14 protein-coding genes and 1 riboswitch are annotated in these 17,563 nt (G+C 74.2%); of the genes, 7 read left to right on the forward strand and 7 right to left on the reverse strand.

Annotated features, from left to right (window positions below; genetic code table 11):
• Window positions 1-40: 40 nt before the first annotated feature.
• From BUE43_RS11795 to BUE43_RS11815, 5 genes are all read right to left on the reverse strand, one after another.
• The gene (locus BUE43_RS11795; RefSeq protein WP_234995667.1) at window positions 41-1,366 is read right to left on the reverse strand and encodes a M14 family metallopeptidase; all 1,326 of its coding nucleotides are present in this window, start codon (window positions 1,364-1,366) and stop codon (window positions 41-43) included.
• Window positions 1,367-1,580: 214 nt separating this feature from the next.
• Window positions 1,581-2,222 carry a nicotinamide mononucleotide transporter family protein gene (locus tag BUE43_RS11800; RefSeq protein ID WP_073482096.1) on the reverse strand — a complete coding sequence of 214 codons (642 nt, stop codon included), beginning with the start codon at window positions 2,220-2,222 and terminating at the stop codon, window positions 1,581-1,583.
• A gap of 78 nt (window positions 2,223-2,300) precedes the next feature.
• A riboswitch (FMN riboswitch) is annotated at window positions 2,301-2,428 on the reverse strand.
• A 469-nt stretch (window positions 2,429-2,897) separates the two neighbouring features.
• A complete protein-coding gene (locus BUE43_RS35590; protein ID WP_073482099.1) occupies window positions 2,898-3,782 on the reverse strand; it encodes a mechanosensitive ion channel family protein in 885 nt (294 codons plus the stop codon).
• A 210-nt stretch (window positions 3,783-3,992) separates the two neighbouring features.
• Window positions 3,993-5,756, reverse strand: a complete 1,764-nt coding sequence (locus tag BUE43_RS11810) for an alpha/beta fold hydrolase (RefSeq protein WP_143174097.1) — start codon at window positions 5,754-5,756, stop codon at window positions 3,993-3,995.
• A gap of 290 nt (window positions 5,757-6,046) precedes the next feature.
• On the reverse strand, window positions 6,047-7,639 hold the full coding sequence (locus BUE43_RS11815) for an alpha/beta fold hydrolase (RefSeq protein WP_073482102.1): 1,593 nt from the start codon (window positions 7,637-7,639) through the stop codon (window positions 6,047-6,049).
• Between the two features lie 762 nt (window positions 7,640-8,401).
• On the opposite strand from BUE43_RS11815, the gene BUE43_RS11820 reads away from it, so the two are divergent.
• From BUE43_RS11820 to BUE43_RS11850, 7 genes are all read left to right on the forward strand, one after another.
• Window positions 8,402-9,613, forward strand: a complete 1,212-nt coding sequence (locus BUE43_RS11820) for a PucR family transcriptional regulator (RefSeq protein WP_143174098.1) — start codon at window positions 8,402-8,404, stop codon at window positions 9,611-9,613.
• Window positions 9,614-9,791: 178 nt separating this feature from the next.
• Window positions 9,792-10,394 (forward strand): hypothetical protein, encoded by a 603-nt coding sequence (locus tag BUE43_RS11825; RefSeq protein WP_073482104.1) that lies wholly within the window; start codon window positions 9,792-9,794, stop codon window positions 10,392-10,394.
• A gap of 510 nt (window positions 10,395-10,904) precedes the next feature.
• A complete protein-coding gene (locus tag BUE43_RS11830; RefSeq protein ID WP_073482693.1) occupies window positions 10,905-11,837 on the forward strand; it encodes an ACP S-malonyltransferase in 933 nt (310 codons plus the stop codon).
• A complete protein-coding gene (locus tag BUE43_RS11835; RefSeq protein WP_073482105.1) occupies window positions 11,834-12,814 on the forward strand; it encodes a beta-ketoacyl-ACP synthase III in 981 nt (326 codons plus the stop codon). Before BUE43_RS11830 ends, BUE43_RS11835 begins: the two co-directional genes overlap by 4 nt.
• 64 nt (window positions 12,815-12,878) lie before the next feature.
• The gene (locus BUE43_RS11840; RefSeq protein WP_073482106.1) at window positions 12,879-13,118 is read left to right on the forward strand and encodes an acyl carrier protein; all 240 of its coding nucleotides are present in this window, start codon (window positions 12,879-12,881) and stop codon (window positions 13,116-13,118) included.
• Window positions 13,115-14,356: a beta-ketoacyl-ACP synthase II gene (gene fabF / locus BUE43_RS11845; protein WP_073482107.1), complete on the forward strand. Its 1,242-nt coding sequence runs from the start codon at window positions 13,115-13,117 to the stop codon at window positions 14,354-14,356. Before BUE43_RS11840 ends, fabF begins: the two co-directional genes overlap by 4 nt.
• 88 nt (window positions 14,357-14,444) lie before the next feature.
• Complete coding sequence (locus tag BUE43_RS11850; RefSeq protein WP_073482108.1) at window positions 14,445-15,887, forward strand: acyl-CoA carboxylase subunit beta; 1,443 nt, start codon at window positions 14,445-14,447, stop codon at window positions 15,885-15,887.
• A gap of 130 nt (window positions 15,888-16,017) precedes the next feature.
• Here the strand turns inward: BUE43_RS11850 and BUE43_RS11855 are convergent, their stop codons facing one another.
• Window positions 16,018-16,587: a hypothetical protein gene (locus BUE43_RS11855; protein WP_143174099.1), complete on the reverse strand. Its 570-nt coding sequence runs from the start codon at window positions 16,585-16,587 to the stop codon at window positions 16,018-16,020.
• A gap of 148 nt (window positions 16,588-16,735) precedes the next feature.
• Complete coding sequence (locus tag BUE43_RS11860; protein ID WP_143174100.1) at window positions 16,736-17,239, reverse strand: DUF3145 domain-containing protein; 504 nt, start codon at window positions 17,237-17,239, stop codon at window positions 16,736-16,738.
• Window positions 17,240-17,563 lie beyond the last annotated feature (324 nt).

Below are 17,563 nucleotides of genomic sequence, written 5' to 3' on the forward strand. Positions count from 1 at the left end.
GCCTCGGGGAAGTCGTGCCCCGAGGCCGCCGCGCGCGGGGTCAGCAGCGGACGAGCTCCGCCTCGGTCAGGTGGAACTTGGCCCGGGCGTCGAGCAGCAGCGGCACCAGTCGACGGGCCGGCTGGTGCATCGGCACGAACCGCCTGCCGCCGCCGGCCGGGACGCTGCGCACGCCGTGCAGCTCCAGCTCGTCGCCGACCTCGGCGACCTGCTCCCCGGTGAGCCGGTAGCCGCACGGCGGGTTCGTCTCGACCTGGTCCGGGGCGGGCTGCTCGTTGTCCGCGCCGGCGAACGAGATCGGCCCGCGGTTGGTCGCCGCCGACGCGCGGCTCAGCCCGGTCGCCAGCGCGATGCTGGTCCGGCGCTCGTCCACCATCCGCAGGGTGCTGCGCAGGGTGATGAGCTGGGAGTCCACCCGGCGCCGGGCGTTGAGCGCGGGGTCGGCCTCCTCGGCGGCGTCCCTCGGGTCGACCTTGCTCTCCAGCAGCATGCCGACCGCGTGCTTGAGGCCCACGGTGTTGCGCAGGATGCGCTCCTGGCCGTCCCCGGCAACCTGCTTGGTCGGCTCGCCGGTCTCGGGGTCCGTCCAGATCCCGTAGTCACCGACGGTGTAGCCGGCGCGCTCCACGTCGGGCTTGACGAACTCCCGCGACAGCCGGACCGACTCGTCGTGCACGCCGTCCGCCACGTTGCGGTTCCTCGGCCAGAGCGCGGTGACGTCCTTCTCGTAGTAGTGCGGCGTGGCGCTGTACTCGTGCAGGTCGTGGATGACGTCCGGCCGGTGGTCGCGCATGACCGCGGCGAGCGCCCGGGTCTCGGGCGTGGCCAGGGCGAGGTGGTCGCGGTTGAGGTCGACGCCCGAGCCGTTCTCGCGGGTGTTGGCCTCGCGGCCGTCGGGGTTGGCCGTCGGCACGAACAGCACGGTCGTGCGCCGCAGCAGCTGGGTGGTCCGCTGGTCGCGGGCGAAGGCGAGGTCGCGCAGGGTGGACAGGCAGCCCTCGCGGCCGGCGGGCTCGTCGCCGTGCTGGGAGCAGACGAACAGCACCGTGGTCCCCGAGCCGGCCGGGCGGGGCGCGGGAGCGCCGATCCGCACCAGGCGCAGCGGCCGACCCCGGGTCGTGGTCCCGATCCGCTCGACCGCGACCCGGTCGCTGGCGGCGTCGACGCGCCGGAGGAACTCGTCCTCCTCGGCGGCGCTGGTCCAGCGGGTGCCCCGGGACAGCTCGAACCCCGTGCGGAGCGCGGGCGCCGCGGCGGCGGGCTCGGCCGGCTCGGCCGCGGCCGCCGCGGGCGTCACCGCGCCGAGGAGGCCGGCCCCGACCGAGGTGAGCAGGGCGAGCGTGACGAGACGACGTGACGATGTCACTGGTGATCTCCTTTCGGTGATCACCCCGTCGTGCGGATGATCACCAGGTGAACTCACCAGTAGGTCGTTGCACAGTCAACCGCTAACCGGACTAGTGGTCACTCCCGTCCCGCCGCCCGTGCGGCGAGAAAGCCCAGCGAGAACACGACGACGGCCCGCCGAATCCTTCGGCGGGCCGTCGCGATCACGAGGCGGCGGGGAAGCGGGCCTGGCGTCAGCCGCTCACCGGGTCGATCACCGGCCGGCTCGACCGGGCGAGCGCGGCGGTGCGCGTCCAGTGGCTCCAGCCTCGCAGCACCAGGACGGCGAAGACGACGTAGATGGCGGCGCTGAACCACAGGCCCGACGCGAGCTGCAAGGGAACGCCCACCGCGTCGACCGCCAGCCACACCAGCCAGAACTCGACCAGCCCCATGCCCTGCGCGGCGAACGCCACCAGCGTGCCGACGAAGATCCACGCGTCCGGCCACGGCGCCCACGAGGCGTCCAGCGCCGTCAACAGCCACGCCACGGCGGCTGTGCCCAGCACCATGGCCCCGACCAGCACCCCGCGTTCCACCCCGCTGGCCCGGCGCACGACGACGCCGTAGACCGGATCACGCCGCCGGGTCCACGCCCACCAGCCGTAGACGGAGATCACCAGGATGACGACCTGCCTGGTCGCCAGCCCGCCGAGGTGCGCGGAGGAGTAGACCGCGAACAACAGGACGGTCGCCCCCACCTGGACCGGCCAGGTCCACAGCGTGCGCCGGTCGGCGAGGAAGACCACCGCCAGGGCGCAGAGCTGGCCGATCAGCTCGGCCCACGCCACCCGCTGCCCGAACACCACCACCCCGTGCTGGAGCAGAGCCTCCACCGCGTCCTCCCTTCCCGACGACCGGGGCGGGGTAGGACGCGGCCGGCGGAAGGCGCGCAGCACCGACCGCCGGCACGCGTGCGCCACCTACCATCCGGACTTTCACCGTCGGCCCCGGAGTTCCACCGGGTCAGCCGCCAACTGGACGTTGACGGGTCGCGGGCTGTCACCGCCGGTTCGGACTTCCACCGAGCCCCGGAGCGCACGATCACCTGGTTCGCACAACATCCTCCGCCCGGCGCGCATTCCGCTCCCAGCGTCCAGCCCGGTGAACTGCACCACAGCTGACCAGCGGCGTTGCCGACCAGCACCGCGTCCAGCGCGGTCGAGCGAGACGTCAGTCACGAGCCGGCCGCCGTCGAGGGGCAGTCGAGTCAACCGCGACCACGTCTCCAGCCGCCCGCGCGTGATGACCACGCGCGCCCGCAAGATCATTTCCGCTGTGAGCGAGAGCTGGGGGGACCCCCGATTTCATCGTCTCGTTCGGGTCTGACAGAAACGGGCCCTCGCGGCCAACCCGGACGGGTGGTGATCGGAACCCGCCGAGTGGGTGATGGCGCCCGGCGCACAACGCCCGCGCGGTGACAGGAGGCGGCGACAGGAAAGGGCCCGGCGGTTGGAGGTCCGCCGGGCCCGGGGTGATGGTGGCCTGGATGCGTCAGCGTCAGCAGGAGGTCAGTAGTAGCCCTGGGGTGGCGGCCCGCCCAGGGGGCCGGCGCCCGGGGGCGGTGGCCCCGGCGGGCCGGACGGCGGCGGGGGCGGCGCCTGCGGCGGAGCGTGGGGCGGCGCCGGGGGCTGGGCCTGCGGGTACCCCTGCTGCGCCTGGGGGTGCCCCTGGGACGGAGGCGGTGGCGGCGCCGCCCGGTGCGCGCCGCTGCTCTGGGCCTGCTGCCGGGCGTCGCGCGCCTGCTCCTGGATGTTCTCCAGCCAGCGCCCCCACCGCTGCTGCATCGGCTGGATCAGCCCACCGCCGACGCCCACGACGAGGATCCCGCCGACGGTCGCCAGCACGGTGATCAGCACCGGCAGGGTGACCGAGGTGGCGATGCCGAGCTGGTTGAGCGCCGCGATCACGCCGAGCGCGACCAGGAAGACGTAGGTCAGGGTGCCGACCCACCGGCCGAACGGCCGCCCGCCCAGGGCCTGGGTCACCAGGTCGCGCACGGCGCCGGCCACCGCGGCGGCGATCAGCACCAGGATGATCGCGACGACGATCCTCGGCAGGTAGCCGACGATGTCGTTGAGCAGGTCGCTCACCGGGTTGGGCCCGAAGGCGCCGAAGGCGACCTGCAGCGCGATCAGCAGGATGAAGTAGTAGACCAGCTTGACGATCAGCGTCGTGACGTCGAGCCGGGAGCGCGCCAGCACCGTGCCCAGGCCGGACCGCTCGACGAGCCGGGGGAACCCGGTCCTGGTCAGCAGCACGTGGACCGCCTTGGACAGCCCCTTGGCGACCAGCCAGCCGATGAGCAGGACCAGCAGGAAGCCGATCAGCTTCGGGACGAACGTGATCACGGCGGACCACGCGTCGCCGAAGCCCCGGCGCAGTTCCTCGCCCACGGTGCGCTCCTCACCAGGCAGATGTGTCCGTCCTCACGTTTGATCGTTTCTCAGGCCCGGTGAGCCGGCAATTCGAAGTGGGTGCCACAAACGGGCGAAACCTCCGGTGAGTGTCCACAGTGGACCCGCTCCCGGCCCGGAACGGCACAGCTCCCCGTCGCCTGCCCGGTGGGCGGCGACGGGGAGCGGGCCACTCGCTCCGGCGGGCGGTCAGAAGGCGCGTTCGACGATGCGGCCGGCGTCCAGGTAGTTCCGCACCGACTCCTCGATCGACCCCTCCGGCGTCAGCTCGGTGGCGGGCTTGGGCGGCTGCCCGCCCTGCGGCGGGTCCTCCGGCACCTCCGGCCGCGCCCGCCCCGGGCACTCCGACCTCGTCGGCGGGAGCATGCCATCCACCAGGTAGGCGTTGACCTGCTGGTCGACACAGGCGTTGCCGAACCCGTACATGCCGTGCTCGCCCTCGTCGGACACCGTGATCAGGTGGTGGGCCAGGCGCGCGGCCATCGCCGGGCCGCCGGCGTACTGGGTCTGCGTGTCCCCCGCCGCCTGCACGACCAGGCCGACCGGGTAGCCGGCGCGCCGCAGCGGCACCGGGCGCTCCGGCGGGGCGAAGCTGCGGAACGTGCACGGCCACGGCACGGCCCGCATCACGCCGTAGCCGTAGGGGTAGCGCTCGCGGAAGACCCGCATGTCCTCCAGGTAGGCGGCGGTGTCCTGCGGCCAGTCCGCCTCGCAGGTCACGGTGTCGAACACCCCGGCGCGCAGCTCGGCCAGCGCCACGTCGGTCATCAGCTGGCCGGCCCGCACGGCGTCCTGGGTGGCCGCCAGCGAGTTGCCGTCCCGCAGCGACCGGACCACCTTGGCCAGGTCCGCCCACAGCGGGCGGTACCGGGCGCCGACGCCGACGGCGCCGTCCAGCGACGAGCGGTCGTAGCCGGCCACCGGCTGGCCGGACAGCTTCCTGGCGAGCTGCTCCACCGTGCCCAGCACCGCGTCCCTGGAGTCGCCGAGGCCGAGGGTGGCGTTCCGCTTCGCGGCCCACTCGGCCCACAGGTCGACGTTGTCCCGGTAGGCCGTGCCCTGGCGCTTGAACTGCTCGCGCCAGATCCAGTCCGGGTGCACCGAGGAGTCGAGCACGCTGCGGTCCAGCCGCTCCGGGAACAGGCTGCCGTACACCGCCCCCAGGTAGGTGCCGTACGAGTACCCGACGTAGTTGATCTTCTCCTCGCCGAGCACCGACCGGATGAGGTCCATGTCCCTGGCGGTGTTCGGGGTGTTCACGTGCGGGCGCAGGGCGCCGCCCGCCCGCGCGCACGCCTCCTCGGACTCCCTGGCCGAGGCCACCCACCACGGGAAGACGTCGTCGGTGGGCCGGGACTCCGGCTTGTACAGCATCGGCGTCTGCTCGCACGCCAGCGCCGTGGAGCGCCCCACCCCGCGCGGGTCGAACCCGACCAGGTCGTAGACCTGCGCGGTGGGTTGGTCGAGGAGCAGCTTGGGCATCTGCAGCCCGCTGCCGCCGGGGCCGCCCGGGTTGAGCAGCAGCACGCCCCGCCGTCGGGCGGGGTCGGCGGCCCGGCGTCGGCTGACCGCCAGCGTGATCCGCTCCGCCTCCGGGTGCCGGTAGTCCATCGGCGCCATGACCGTCGCGCACTCCAGCGCCCCGTTGAACGAGCACGGCGCCCAGGTCGGCTGCTGCCGGCGGAACTGCGCGAGCGGGTCGTGGGCGGCGTCGCCGTCGGCGGGCGGACGGGCCGGCGGCGGGCTCGTCGTCTCCGACGGGCTCCCGAGGTCGGGGTCGGTGGCGGACGCCCGGGATACGCCGGCGAGCACCGCGTTCGCGCCGGTCGACGAGGGTGAGCCGGCCGGAACCGCCCCGGGCACGAGTGAGAACGTCGCCGCGAACACGGCCAGGCCGGCGGCGCCGAGGGTCAGGGAGCGACGTGGCCTCCGGGACGAGGGGTGGGAACGCACAGCGGACCTCCTTGCCGCCCACGGGGAGGGTGCTCTGCGAACGTATGCCGTGGTGACGGCCGTGGTCAGTCCCGCGATGGCATGGTTGGCGACCACTCGCCGTGATCGGTTCAGCCAGGGGTTCCCGATCGGGGCGGGCGATCGGGGAACTGATCATGCGGACGAGTGGCGAGGCCCGTGACCGGCGCCCCGGCCGGAGCCCCGGAACCCCGCACGGCGTCGCCGCCGCGCCCCGGGGAACGGGAACGCGGCGGCGACGGGGAGGACAGCCTCCCTGAGCGGGTGTCAGGTCAGCCCGCGACCTTCTCCATCAGCCGGTTGGCGGCGATGTACTGCCGGACCGAGTCGGCGAGGGAGCCGCGCTCCGCGCCGACCGCCAGGCCCTGCGTGGTGGCCGCGGTGGCGTCGACGGCCTCCAGCCCGGCCGGCACGTTCGGCCGCGCCTCGCCCGCGCAGGTGACGCGGGTCGGCGGCAGCACACCGTCGATCAGGTACCGCTCGACGTGCCGGTTCACGCAGGCGTTGCCGAAGCCGTAGAAGCCGTGGGTGCCCTCGTCCGCCACGGAGATCAGGTGGCCGCGCAGGCGCTCCGCCATCGCCGGGCCACCGTCGTACTGGGTCTGCGTGTCGCCATCGGCCTGGATCACCAGGCCCGTCTGGTAGCCGTCACGCTTGAGGTCCACCGGGCGCTCCGGCGGCGTGAACGAGCGGAAGGTGCACGTCGTCGGAGCGGCACGCAGCACACCGAAGCCGTACGGGTACTTCTCGCGGAACAGCTTCATGTCGCTGTAGTAGCCGTTCAGGTCGCGCTGCCAGTCGGCCTCGCAGGTGACGGTGTCGAAGACGCCGCTGCGCGTCTCGGCGATGCCCAGCTCGCGGATCAGCCCGGCGGCGGTCAGCGCGTCGGACGGCGTCGGGACCGGCTTGTCGGTCGTCGCGCTGTTCTTGACGTCGAGCAGGATGTACCCGAGGTCGTCCCAGAGCTGCCGGTACCGGGCGCCCGTGCCGACGACCAGGTCCAGCGAGTTGCGGTCGAAGCCCCCGACCGGCTTCTTGGCGAGCTTCGCCGCCAGGTCCTCGACCGTGGCCAGCACCTCGGCCTGGGTCTTGCCGAGGCGGAAGGTGGCGTTGCGCTGGCCGACCCAGCCGGCCCACAGGTCCACGTTCTGGCGCAGGGCGACCGCCTGCTGCTTGAACTGCTCGTGCCAGATCCACTCGGGGTGCACCGCGGAGTCGAGGACGCTGCGGTGCAGGTTCTTCGGGAAGAGGCTGCCGTAGACCGCGCCCAGGTAGGTGCCGTACGAGTAGCCCAGGTAGTTGATCTTCTTCTCGCCCAGGACGCCCCGGATGACGTCCATGTCCCGCGCGGTGTTCGGGGTGTTGACGTGCGGCCGCAGCCCGCCGGCCGACCGCTCGCAGCCGGCCTCGCTGGCCCGCGCGTCGGCCGCCCAGCCCGCCAGCTCCGCGTCGCCGGGGCGGGTGTTGAGCCGGACCAGCGCCGGCGCCACCTCGCACAGCAGCGCGGTCGACTTGCCGACGCCGCGCGGGTCGAAGCCGATCAGGTCGTAGACCTTGCCGACCGGGGTCTTGCCCAGGATGTCCGGCCACTGCAGGCCGGAGCCGCCGGGCCCGCCGGGGTTGAGCAGCAGGACGCCGCGCCGGTTGGCCTGGTCCGCCGCCTTCTTCCTGCTGATCGTGACCGCGATCCGCTCCCCGTCGGGGGCGCGGTAGTCCAGCGGGACCGAGATCGTCGCGCACTCCAGCGTGGCGTAGGGCCGGTCACACGCCGCCCACGACACCTTCTGGCCGTAGAACTCCTCCAACCCGGCCGGCGTCGACGACGGCTCCGCCGCCGCGGTCCCGACCGAGAGCTGTGTCCCCACTAACGCCGCGAGACCCGCGACCACCGCCGCGCCGCGCCTGAACCCGGATGATCCGAAGCCAGTCCGCAAAACGGACCTCCCTCTCTGGCAGGGAATGCACGGGATCCGTGCGGACGCAATCTATGTGCTATTTCGGGGTGCGGTCACTCGGAAAATCAAGCAAATCTGTCGACACCCTCCGCCACGAAACAGAGGCAATTCGACAGGTTTCCGACCATCGGGCTGGGACATGCGGGTAGCGGGGTGACGGCGCGGCTCGCGCGTCGAGCACTACCCGTGTCCAGGGCGCTCGCCGCGGCGGTCGAGCCGCTCCCCCGCCCCGGAACCGAGCCGCCGACCCCGCCACGACCACCGCCGGATCGCCGGAGCACGCGTCGTAGTCCGTTCGGAGCGCGTCCGCGTTGTCCACAATGGCGGACAAATAGCTCGTCCACGCGCGGAACGCCTCGGTGACGCAACCGCGACCCCAACAGGTCCCGTCGAAGACCACGACGGGGAGTCGGCGCCAATCGGTTGCACGACATTCCCAATACCCACTGATCTCCCCCGCGAGCGAGTCCGGTGGGCCCCAGCCATCGCGGGCGGCGGGCGCGTGCGGGCAGGTGGAGCGCGGCGGCCGGCGAGGGGGGCGGATTCTTCCCGAGCCGGCATGTGGCGACAAGTGGAGACAAGCTACAGACAACACCGGACGACTCGGGACGACGCCGACTACCGGCCGGCACCTGCGCGGGACCGCCCCCGCGACGTGCGATGCTGGCCGTCATGAGCAGCGCGGCTGCCCACGAACGGAGCAGCGACCACCCCGACCTGTCCGCCACGACTCTGCGCAAGCTGGAGCGGGCCTCGGGTGGCATGGCCGCGGCCAGCATCACGGCGATGGAGCGGCAGCTCCCGTGGTTCCGCCGGCTGTCGGCCGACCAGCGTTCCGGCGTCCTGCTGGTGACGCAGAACGGCGTCGCCGGCTTCGTGGCGTGGCTGCGCGACCCGCAGCAGGCGCTCCGGCTCACCGCCGAGGCGTTCCGGGGCGCGCCCAGGGACCTGGCCCGGTGGGTGAGCCTGCGGCAGACCGTCGAGCTGGTGCGGATCGCGATCGAGGTGTTCGAGCAGCAGTTGCCGACCCTGGCCGCCGACGACGCCGAGCGCGCGGTGCTCACCGAGGCCGTGCTCCGCTACGGGCGCGAGATCGCCTTCGCCGCCGCGACCTCCTACGCGGCCGCCGCCGAGGCGCGCGGCGCGTGGGACGCGCGGCTGGAGGCGCTGGTCGTGGACGGCATCGTCCGCGGCGACGCCGAGGAGTCCCTGTTGTCCCGCGCGGCGGCGCTCGGCTGGGACCCGGCCGCGGAGGCCACCGTGCTGGTCGGCAACCCGACGTCGGACGACCCGCCGGCGGTCCTCTACGAGGTGCGCAGCCGCGCGGCCAGGGCCGGGCGCCCGGTGCTGATCGGCGTGCAGGGCTCCCGGCTGGTGGTCGTGCTGGCCGGACCGGTCGACGGGCCGGCCGGCGCCGACGTGCTGACCAGGATGGCCGCCGCGTTCGGCGCCGGCCCGGTGGTGGCGGGGCCCACGTTGTCCAGCCTGGCCGAGGCGCACCGCAGCGCCCAGGACGCGTTGTCCGGGCTGCGGGCGGTGGTCGCCTGGCCGGCGGCGCCGCGCCCGGTGCGCTCCACCGACCTGCTGCCGGAGCGCGCGTTGGCCGGCGACCCGGAGGCCGAGCGTCAGCTCGTGGACAACGTGGTGCGGCCGCTGGTGGACGCCGGCGGCTCGCTGCTGGAGACGGTGGACGCCTACCTGGAGGTGGGCGGCGTGCTGGAGAGCTGCGCCCGGCAGCTCTTCGTCCACCCCAACACCGTGCGGTACCGGCTCCGCAGGGTCACCGAGCTGACCGGCCGCAACGCGTCCGACCCCCGGGACGCCCTCGTCCTGCGGGTGGCCCTCGCCGTCGGCCGGCTCGCCCGCTCGCGCGGCTTCTGGTGACCCGTCGGCCGCGCTGGTCCGCCGCGCCGCGCCGCCCGGGAGCCGATCGCGGCGGCTGGTGACAGCCCGCGTCCCGGGGCGGCCGTGGTCGCCCGGGGGTGGGGCTCCTGATCGCCCGCGCGAGTGGGAATCGTCGGCACGGCGCGTGGCGGGGCGGTGGCGTGGTCACGATCGCTGGGTGAGCGTGCACGCCTTCGTCGACGAGTCCCACCGGGGCGCCTACCTGCTGGTGGTGACGCTGCTGAAGCCCACCGAGCTGGAACGCACCCGCAGGTTGCTGCGCAGCATGCGGGTCGGCGGCGAGCGGCGGCTCCACTTCAAGCACGAGAGCGACGCGGTGAAGCGGATGATCGCCGCGCGGCTCGCCCAGAGCGGCGTCCGCACCCGCGTCTACACCGGCCGCGGCGGGACCGAGGGCGTCCGCCGCTCGTGCCTGGCCCACCTGGTGGACGACCTGATCAAGCTGGACGCGCGGCGGCTGGTGCTGGAGGCGCGCGGGCGCGAGGAGGACCGCCGCGACCGCAGGACGATCGGACCGCTGCTGCGCCGCGCCGGCGGGGACGGCCGGCTGGTCTACGAGCACCTGCGCCCGCACGAGGAGCCGTCGCTGTGGATCAGCGACGCGGTGGCGTGGTGCCACGGCGCCGGCGGCGGCTGGCGGCGGCGCGTCGCGCCGATCATCGAGCAGGTGCTCGACGTCGGCGGTTCCGGGCACGACTCCCGGGGTCGGCCGTGGTGGGGCGACCTGCGGCTGTGGGGCGCGCGGCGCGGTTCCCGGTGACCGCGCGGGCCGGGGACGGGACCACCGGACGATCACCCGAGCCGACGGGAGCTGGTCGGAGCCGGGGTCCGGCCAGCGCCACTCGTGGCCCGGTCCGAGATCCCCGGGACCGGCGAGCGCCGGAACCGTGATCAGGTGGAGTCCCGGCGCCTTCCCCGAACGAGCACGGACAACGCCGACCACAGGGAACTACCCGGACAACGCGAAGCCCGGGCGGCCGCCGTCCGACGGCCCCTTCCCGGGCTCACTTCCCCGACCCGAGCGGCCGGAGCACTGTCCAGGTTAACCGCCCCAAGTGACGTGGACCACGGCACAACCGGGTGATCGTCGCGCTCGGAACCCGCCGATGTGACCGGAGCAACAGGACGGAACGGGCGACGGCGCCACAACGATTTCCCCGCCCTGGCCCGGGATTCGGGGCGCGGCTTGTAGACACTCCACAACGTCGCCCGCCGGACTTCGTCCGTGTCGGCATCCCGACCACCACGGGCGACCGTGTTCAGTGAACGGGTGATCGCCCTACTCGCGCCGGGGCAGGGTTCGCAGACCCCCGGCATGCTCGCCCCCTGGCTGGAGTTGGACGGCGCCGCCGAACGGCTCGCCGCCTGGTCCGAGGCGACCGGCCTGGACCTCGTCCGCCTGGGCACCACCGCCGACGCCGAGGAGATCAAGGACACCGCGGTCACCCAGCCCCTCGTGGTGGCCTCGGCGCTGCTGGCGTTCGAGGAGCTGACCCGCCGGGCCGAGCTGCCGGCCGACCTGCCGGTCGCCGGGCACTCCGTCGGCGAGCTCGCCGCCGCCGCCATGGCCGGCGTGCTGACCACCGACGACGCCGTCGCGCTCGCCGCGGTGCGGGGCCGGGAGATGGCCGCCGCCTGCGCGCTGGAGCCGACCGGCATGGCCGCGGTGATGGTGCTGCGCGGCGACGAGGAGCCGGTGCTGACCCGGCTCGCCGAGCTCGACCTGGTCCCGGCCAACCGCAACGGCGCCGGGCAGATCGTGGCCGCCGGCCCGGTCGCCGCGCTGGAGAAGCTGGCCGCCGAGCCGCCGGCGAGCACCAAGGTCATCGCCCTCAAGGTCGCCGGCGCGTTCCACACCCACTTCATGGCCCCGGCCGAGACGGCGATGCGGGAGCGCGCGGCCTCGGTGCGGGTCGCCGACGCGACCCGCCCGCTGCTGTCCAACGCCGACGGCGCCGTGGTCGCCGACGGCGCGGAGGTGCTGCGCCGCCTGGTCGGCCAGGTGACCCGCCCGGTCCGCTGGGACCTGTGCATGGCCGCCATGGCCGAGCGCGGCGTCACCGCGACCGTCGAGCTCACCCCGGCCAAGGCGCTGACCGGCCTGGTCAAGCGCGCGATCAAGGGCACCGCCACGGTGACCGTGAACAGCCCCGCCGACCTGGACCGGGTGGTCGAGCTGGTGGCCGAGGAGGGCGCCGCGTGAGCCGGCCGCGTCTGCGACAGAACAGCGGCCCCGCCGCCACCCGCCTGCTGGGCTTCGGCAGCGCCCAGGGCAACCGGGTCGTCACCAACGACGACCTCGCCCAGCGCGTCGACACCTCCGACGAGTGGATCCGGCAGCGGGTCGGCATCGTCGAGCGCCGGCTGGCCGACCCCGACCAGTCCCTGGTGGACATGGCGGTGGAGGCCGGCTCCAAGGCGCTGGCCAACGCCGGGCTCACCCCGGCCGACGTCGACACCGTGATCGTGGCCACCTGCACGATGCCGGGCCAGATCCCCAACGCCGCGGCCCAGACCGCGGACCGGATCGGCGTCAAGGCCGCCGCGGCCTTCGACCTCAACGCCGCCTGCGCCGGCTTCTCCTACGCGCTGACCGTGGCCTCGGAGCTGATCCGCGGCGGGTCGGCCGGCCGGGTGCTGGTGATCGGCGCGGAGCGGTTCACCGACTGGATCGACTGGGACGACCGGGCCAACTGCATCATCTTCGCGGACGGCGCCGGCGCGGCCGTGGTCGGTCCCGCCGACGAGCCGGGCATCGGCCCGGTGGCCTGGGGCAGCGCCGGCGACCAGGTGGACCTGATCTACCTGCGCGACGGCCGCTACGTCTACCAGGAGGGGCGCACGGTCTTCCGGTGGGCCACCACCCAGATCGCGCCGGTCGCCGAGCAGGCCGTGGAGCTGGCCGGCCTTGAGCTGTCCGACATCGACGTGCTCGTGCCGCACCAGGCGAACCTGCGGATCGTGGAGGCGATCGCCAAGCGGCTGCGCGCCAGGGGCGCCCGCGAGGACCTCGTCGTGGCCAACGACATCGTCCACTCGGGCAACACGTCCTCCGGCTCCATCCCGTTGGCGCTGGACCACATGATCGCCGAGGGGCGCGTCTCCAGCGGCGACGTGATGTTGCTGGTCGGCTTCGGCGCCGGGTTGTCGTACTCGGCCCAGGTCGTGATCTGTCCCTAGGTGAGGACTCGCCGGGCGGGCAGGGGGCCGGTCCGGTCGGAAGCGAAACGAGAAAGGAATCACCGTGCCGAACGAGGACATCCTCAAGGAGCTCAAGGCGATCGTCGAGGAGGTCGCCGGCGTGGACCCCGAGGAGGTCACGGAGGAGAAGTCCTTCGTGGACGACCTGGACGTCGACTCGCTGTCCATGGTCGAGATCGCGGTGCAGGCCGAGGACAAGTTCGGGGTCAAGATCCCGGACGACCAGCTCGCCAACCTCAAGACCGTGGGCGATGCGGTGAGCTACATCGCCACCAACAAGTGAGCACTGCGAACGACGTCGTCGTCACCGGGTTGGGCGCCACCACGCCGCTCGGTGGCGACGTCACCACGACCTGGCAGGCGCTGCTCGACGGCCGCAGCGGCGTGGGGCGGCTCGAAGCCGACTGGCTCGACCGGTTCGACCTCCCGGTGCGGATCGCGGCGCAGCTCGCCGTGGAGCCCACCGAGGTGCTCGCCCGGGTCGAGGCCCGGCGGATGGACCGCTGCGAACAGGTCGCGATGGTCGCCGCGCGGCAGGCCTGGGCCGACGCCGGCCTGGCCGGCGAGGAGCCGCAGGTCGAGCCGGAGCGGCTGGCCGTGGTCGTCGGCACCGGCATCGGCGGCGCGATGACCATGCTCCAGCAGGACGACCTGCTGGAGACCGCCGGCCTGCGCAAGGTCTCGCCGCTGACCGTGCCGATGCTGATGCCCAACGGCCCCGCCGCGTGGGTGGGCCTGGACCTGGGTTCGCGGGGCGGCGTGCACGCCCCCGTCTCGGCGTGCGCCTCCGGCGCCGAGGCCCTGGCCTGGGCGTGGCGGATGCTGCGGGCGGGCGAGGTGGACGTCGTCGTCGCCGGTGGCGCCGAGGCCTGCATCACGGCGTTGCCGCTGGCCGGCTTCGCCCAGGCCCGCACGATGAGCACGCGCAACGACGAGCCGGAGCGCGCGTCGCGGCCGTTCGACGCGGCGCGGGACGGCTTCGTGCTCGGTGAGGGCGCCGGGCTGATGGTGCTGGAACGGGCCGAGTTCGCCAGGGCGCGCGGCGCGCGCGTCCACGGCCGGCTGGCCGGTGTCGGCACCAGCGCCGACGCCTACCACATCACCGGGCCCGAGCCGGAGGGCAAGGGGGCGGCGCGCGCGATCGCGGCGGCCCTGCGCACCGGCGGCATCGACCCGAAGGACGTGGGGCACGTCAACGCCCACGCCACCTCCACCCCGGTCGGCGACGTCGCCGAGGCCGCGGCGATCCGCTCGGCCGTCGGCGATCACCCGGTCGTGACCGCGCCCAAGTCGGCCCTCGGCCACCTGCTGGGCGCGGCCGGCGCGGTGGAGGCCATCGCCACGCTGCTCGCGGTGCGCGACGGCGTGGTGCCGCCCACGCTGAACCTGGAGAACCTCGACCCGGCGGTTCGACTGGACGTCGTGGCCGGCGAGGCACGTCGCGTCGAGCTGACCGCCGCCGTGAACGACTCGTTCGGCTTCGGTGGGCACAACGTGGCGCTCGCCTTCACCTCGGCGTGAGCGGGACGTGCCCGGTGGTCCACCGGGCACGTCCCCTCCCCCACCAGCGCGCCGCCGAGGCCCTGACACCGTCTCGGGAGGAGCCACGATGACCGCCCTTGCCACCCGGCCCGGCACCCAGAACGCCGACGGCGAGCCCGATCCCCGTGATCCCGAGGTGCGGCTGGCCCACCTGCTGGACCCGGACTCGGTGGCGCCGCTGCGGCCCGCGGACTCCAGCGGCGTGTACGCGGTGCGGGGGCGGATCGGCGGCGCGAAGGTGCTCGCCTACTGCACAGACGCCACCAGGATGGGTGGCGCGATGGGCACCGAGGGGTGCCAGCGCATCGTCGAGGCCATCGACACCGCGGTGCGCGAGCGGGTGCCGGTGATCGGTCTGTGGCACTCCGGCGGCGCGCGGCTGGCCGAGGGCGTCGAGGCGCTCGACGCGGTCGGCCAGGTGTTCGCGGCCATGACCAGGGCCTCCGGCCGGGTCCCGCAGATCTCGGTCGTGCTCGGCCCGGCGGCCGGCGGCGCGGCCTACGGCCCGGCGCTGACCGACGTGGTGGTCATGGCTCCGGCCGGCCGGGTGTTCGTGACCGGACCCGACGTGGTGCGCTCGGTCACCGGCGAGCAGATCGACATGGAGGGCCTCGGCGGGCCGGAGGCCCACGGCAGGCGCTCCGGCGTGGTGCACGTCGTGGCCGACGACGAGGCCGACGCCTACGCCCGCGCCCGCCGGCTGACCTCCCTGTTCGCCCGGCCGGGCGTGTTCGACCTGCACGCGGTGCGCGAGGACGTCGAGGACCTCAGGGCGATGCTGCCGGAGTCCCCGCGCCGCGCCTACGACGTGCGCCCGCTGGTCCGGCGCATCGTGGACCACGACGGGGCCGGCTCCAGCTTCGAGGAGCTGCAGCCCCGGTGGGCGGCCAACATCGTGGTCGGCCTGGGCCGGCTGGCCGGCCGGACGGTCGGCGTGATCGCCAACAACCCGCTGCGCATGGGCGGCTGCCTGGACTCGGCGAGCGCGGAGAAGGCGTCCCGGTTCGTGCGGATGTGCGACGCCTTCGGCGTGCCGATGCTGGTCCTCACCGACGTGCCCGGCTACCTGCCCGGCGTGGGCCAGGAGTGGGACGGCGTGGTGCGGCGCGGCGCGAAGCTGCTGCACGCGTTCGCCGAGGCCATCGTGCCGAGGGTGACGCTGGTGACCAGGAAGGCCTACGGCGGCGCCTACATCGCGATGAACGGCCGCTGCCTCGGGGCCACCGCGGTCTTCGCCTGGCCCGACGCGGAGGTGGCGGTCATGGGCGCCAGGGCCGCGGTGGGGATCCTGCACCGCAAGAAGCTGGCCGCCGCGCCGGAGGACGAGCGCGCGGCCCTGCACGACCAGCTCGCCGAGGAGCACGAGCGGATCGCCGGCGGGGTGAACCGCGCGCTGGCGATCGGCGTGGTGGACGAGGTCATCGACCCCGCGCACACCCGCTACCGCCTGGCCGAGGCCCTGGCGGCCGCGCCGGCCGGGCGGGGCGCGCACGGCAACATCCCGCTCTGAGCCCGTCGTTCAGGCGGTCGAACTCACGGGAGCCCGGCGCGACGACTCGCGCCGGGCTCCCGCGTCCCCAGGTCCGAAGTCTCGTCGACCACAGCGGTGATCTCGCCCGGGAGGCTTCGCACTTCCGGGATCAGCAGGGCTCGCGCTGGGTGCTGCCGTTGATCGGGAGGTCCACCCTGGCCCGGCCGTCGTCGAAGGCGACCGGGTAGACGACCCGCCACCGCAGGCAGGACAGCTGGGTGCCGGCCGGGGCGTCGGCGGGGTCCTGGTTGCTGGTGAAGGTCAGCAGCACCCGCACGCCGTCCGCTGGCCCGGTCTCGATGCGCCGGACCACCACCGCGCTGTCGCGGGTGCTGCGGTAGGCCGCCCGCCACTGGTGCTCCGGCTCGGCCCACGCCCGCCGGTCCACGACCGTGTCCCGCCACGCCGGGTAGTTCCGGTCGTTGATCGCCCGGAAGTGGCGGTCGAGGAGATCCCGCACGGCCTGGCCGTCCGGGTGCTGGTACGCGTCCGGGCTGAGCTGGACCAGGGCGTCGCCGGGCCGCCCCGCGGCGTCGCTGTCCGCGACCCGGTGCGGATCGTCGGCGTTCTGGTAGGCGTTCCTGGCGAGCAGGCCCGCGTTGACCGCGAGCACCGCGGCGATGGCGAGCACCGGCACCAACCAGCGCGCGGTCGGTCGAGGGAATCTGCGTGCCCGCACTCCTGGGAGGGTGCCACAACCGACCGTCCGAACCGGACGGAACGCGCCGAGGCCGCGACGACGGCGGCCCGGCGCGGGAGGCGTCCGGCGGGCGAGGCGGGTGCCCCGGCCCATCCCAGCCCAGCCCGGCCGGCCCAACCCGCCCCACTCAGCCCACGCGGTGCAGCCAGGTCACCGGAACTCCGTCGCCGGCCCGGCGGAACGGCTCCAACGCGTCGTCCCACGCCGCGCCGAGCAACTCCTCGACCCGGTGGGCGAACGTCTCACCGCCCCGGCTGCTCGCGGCCAGGGCCCGCAACTGGTCCTCGGTCACCACGATGTCGCCGTTCGCGCTGGTGCGGGCCCGCCACAACCCCATGCCGGGGACGTAGCAGAACCGCTCGCCGTCCACGCCGGGACTCGGGTCCTCGGTGACCTCGAACCGGATCATCGGCCACGCGCGCAGCGCCGCGACCAGCTTGCCGGCGGTGCCGGCGTCACCGGTCCACGCGCACTCCGTGCGCAACTGCCCCGGAGCCGCCGGTTGCGCGGTCCAGCGCAACTCGGCGCGCGTCCCGAGGGTTCCCGAGATCGCCCACTCGACGTGCGGACAGACCGCAGACGGCGACGAGTGGACGTAAACCACGCCACTGGTGCTGCCACGGGTGCTCACTGCTGACCTCCGCTACTCGACGAGGGACGTCTTCCCCTACGCCTCGCCGCCGCGGCCGTCGTGATCGGCGATCACCCGCGGGGCAATTCTGCCCGGCTGCCTGGCGTTGCGCCACAAGAACGAACATCACACGACCGTGGCGGTGACCGCGCGTGATCACCGCGCCGACCGGCGGAGCCGATCACGAGCCGTGATCCCCCACTGCTCTGCCCGGGTGGTCGCGCGCCGTGACCGGCACGCCCCGCGCCTCCGTCGGACCGGTGAGCGGGACGCGCACCGGACGGCCCCGGTCGGGGGAAACCCGGGGTGGGCCGGGGGCTCGCG

This window comes from Streptoalloteichus hindustanus, from assembly GCF_900129375.1.
Taxonomy (GTDB): Bacteria; Actinomycetota; Actinomycetes; order Mycobacteriales; family Pseudonocardiaceae; genus Streptoalloteichus; species Streptoalloteichus hindustanus.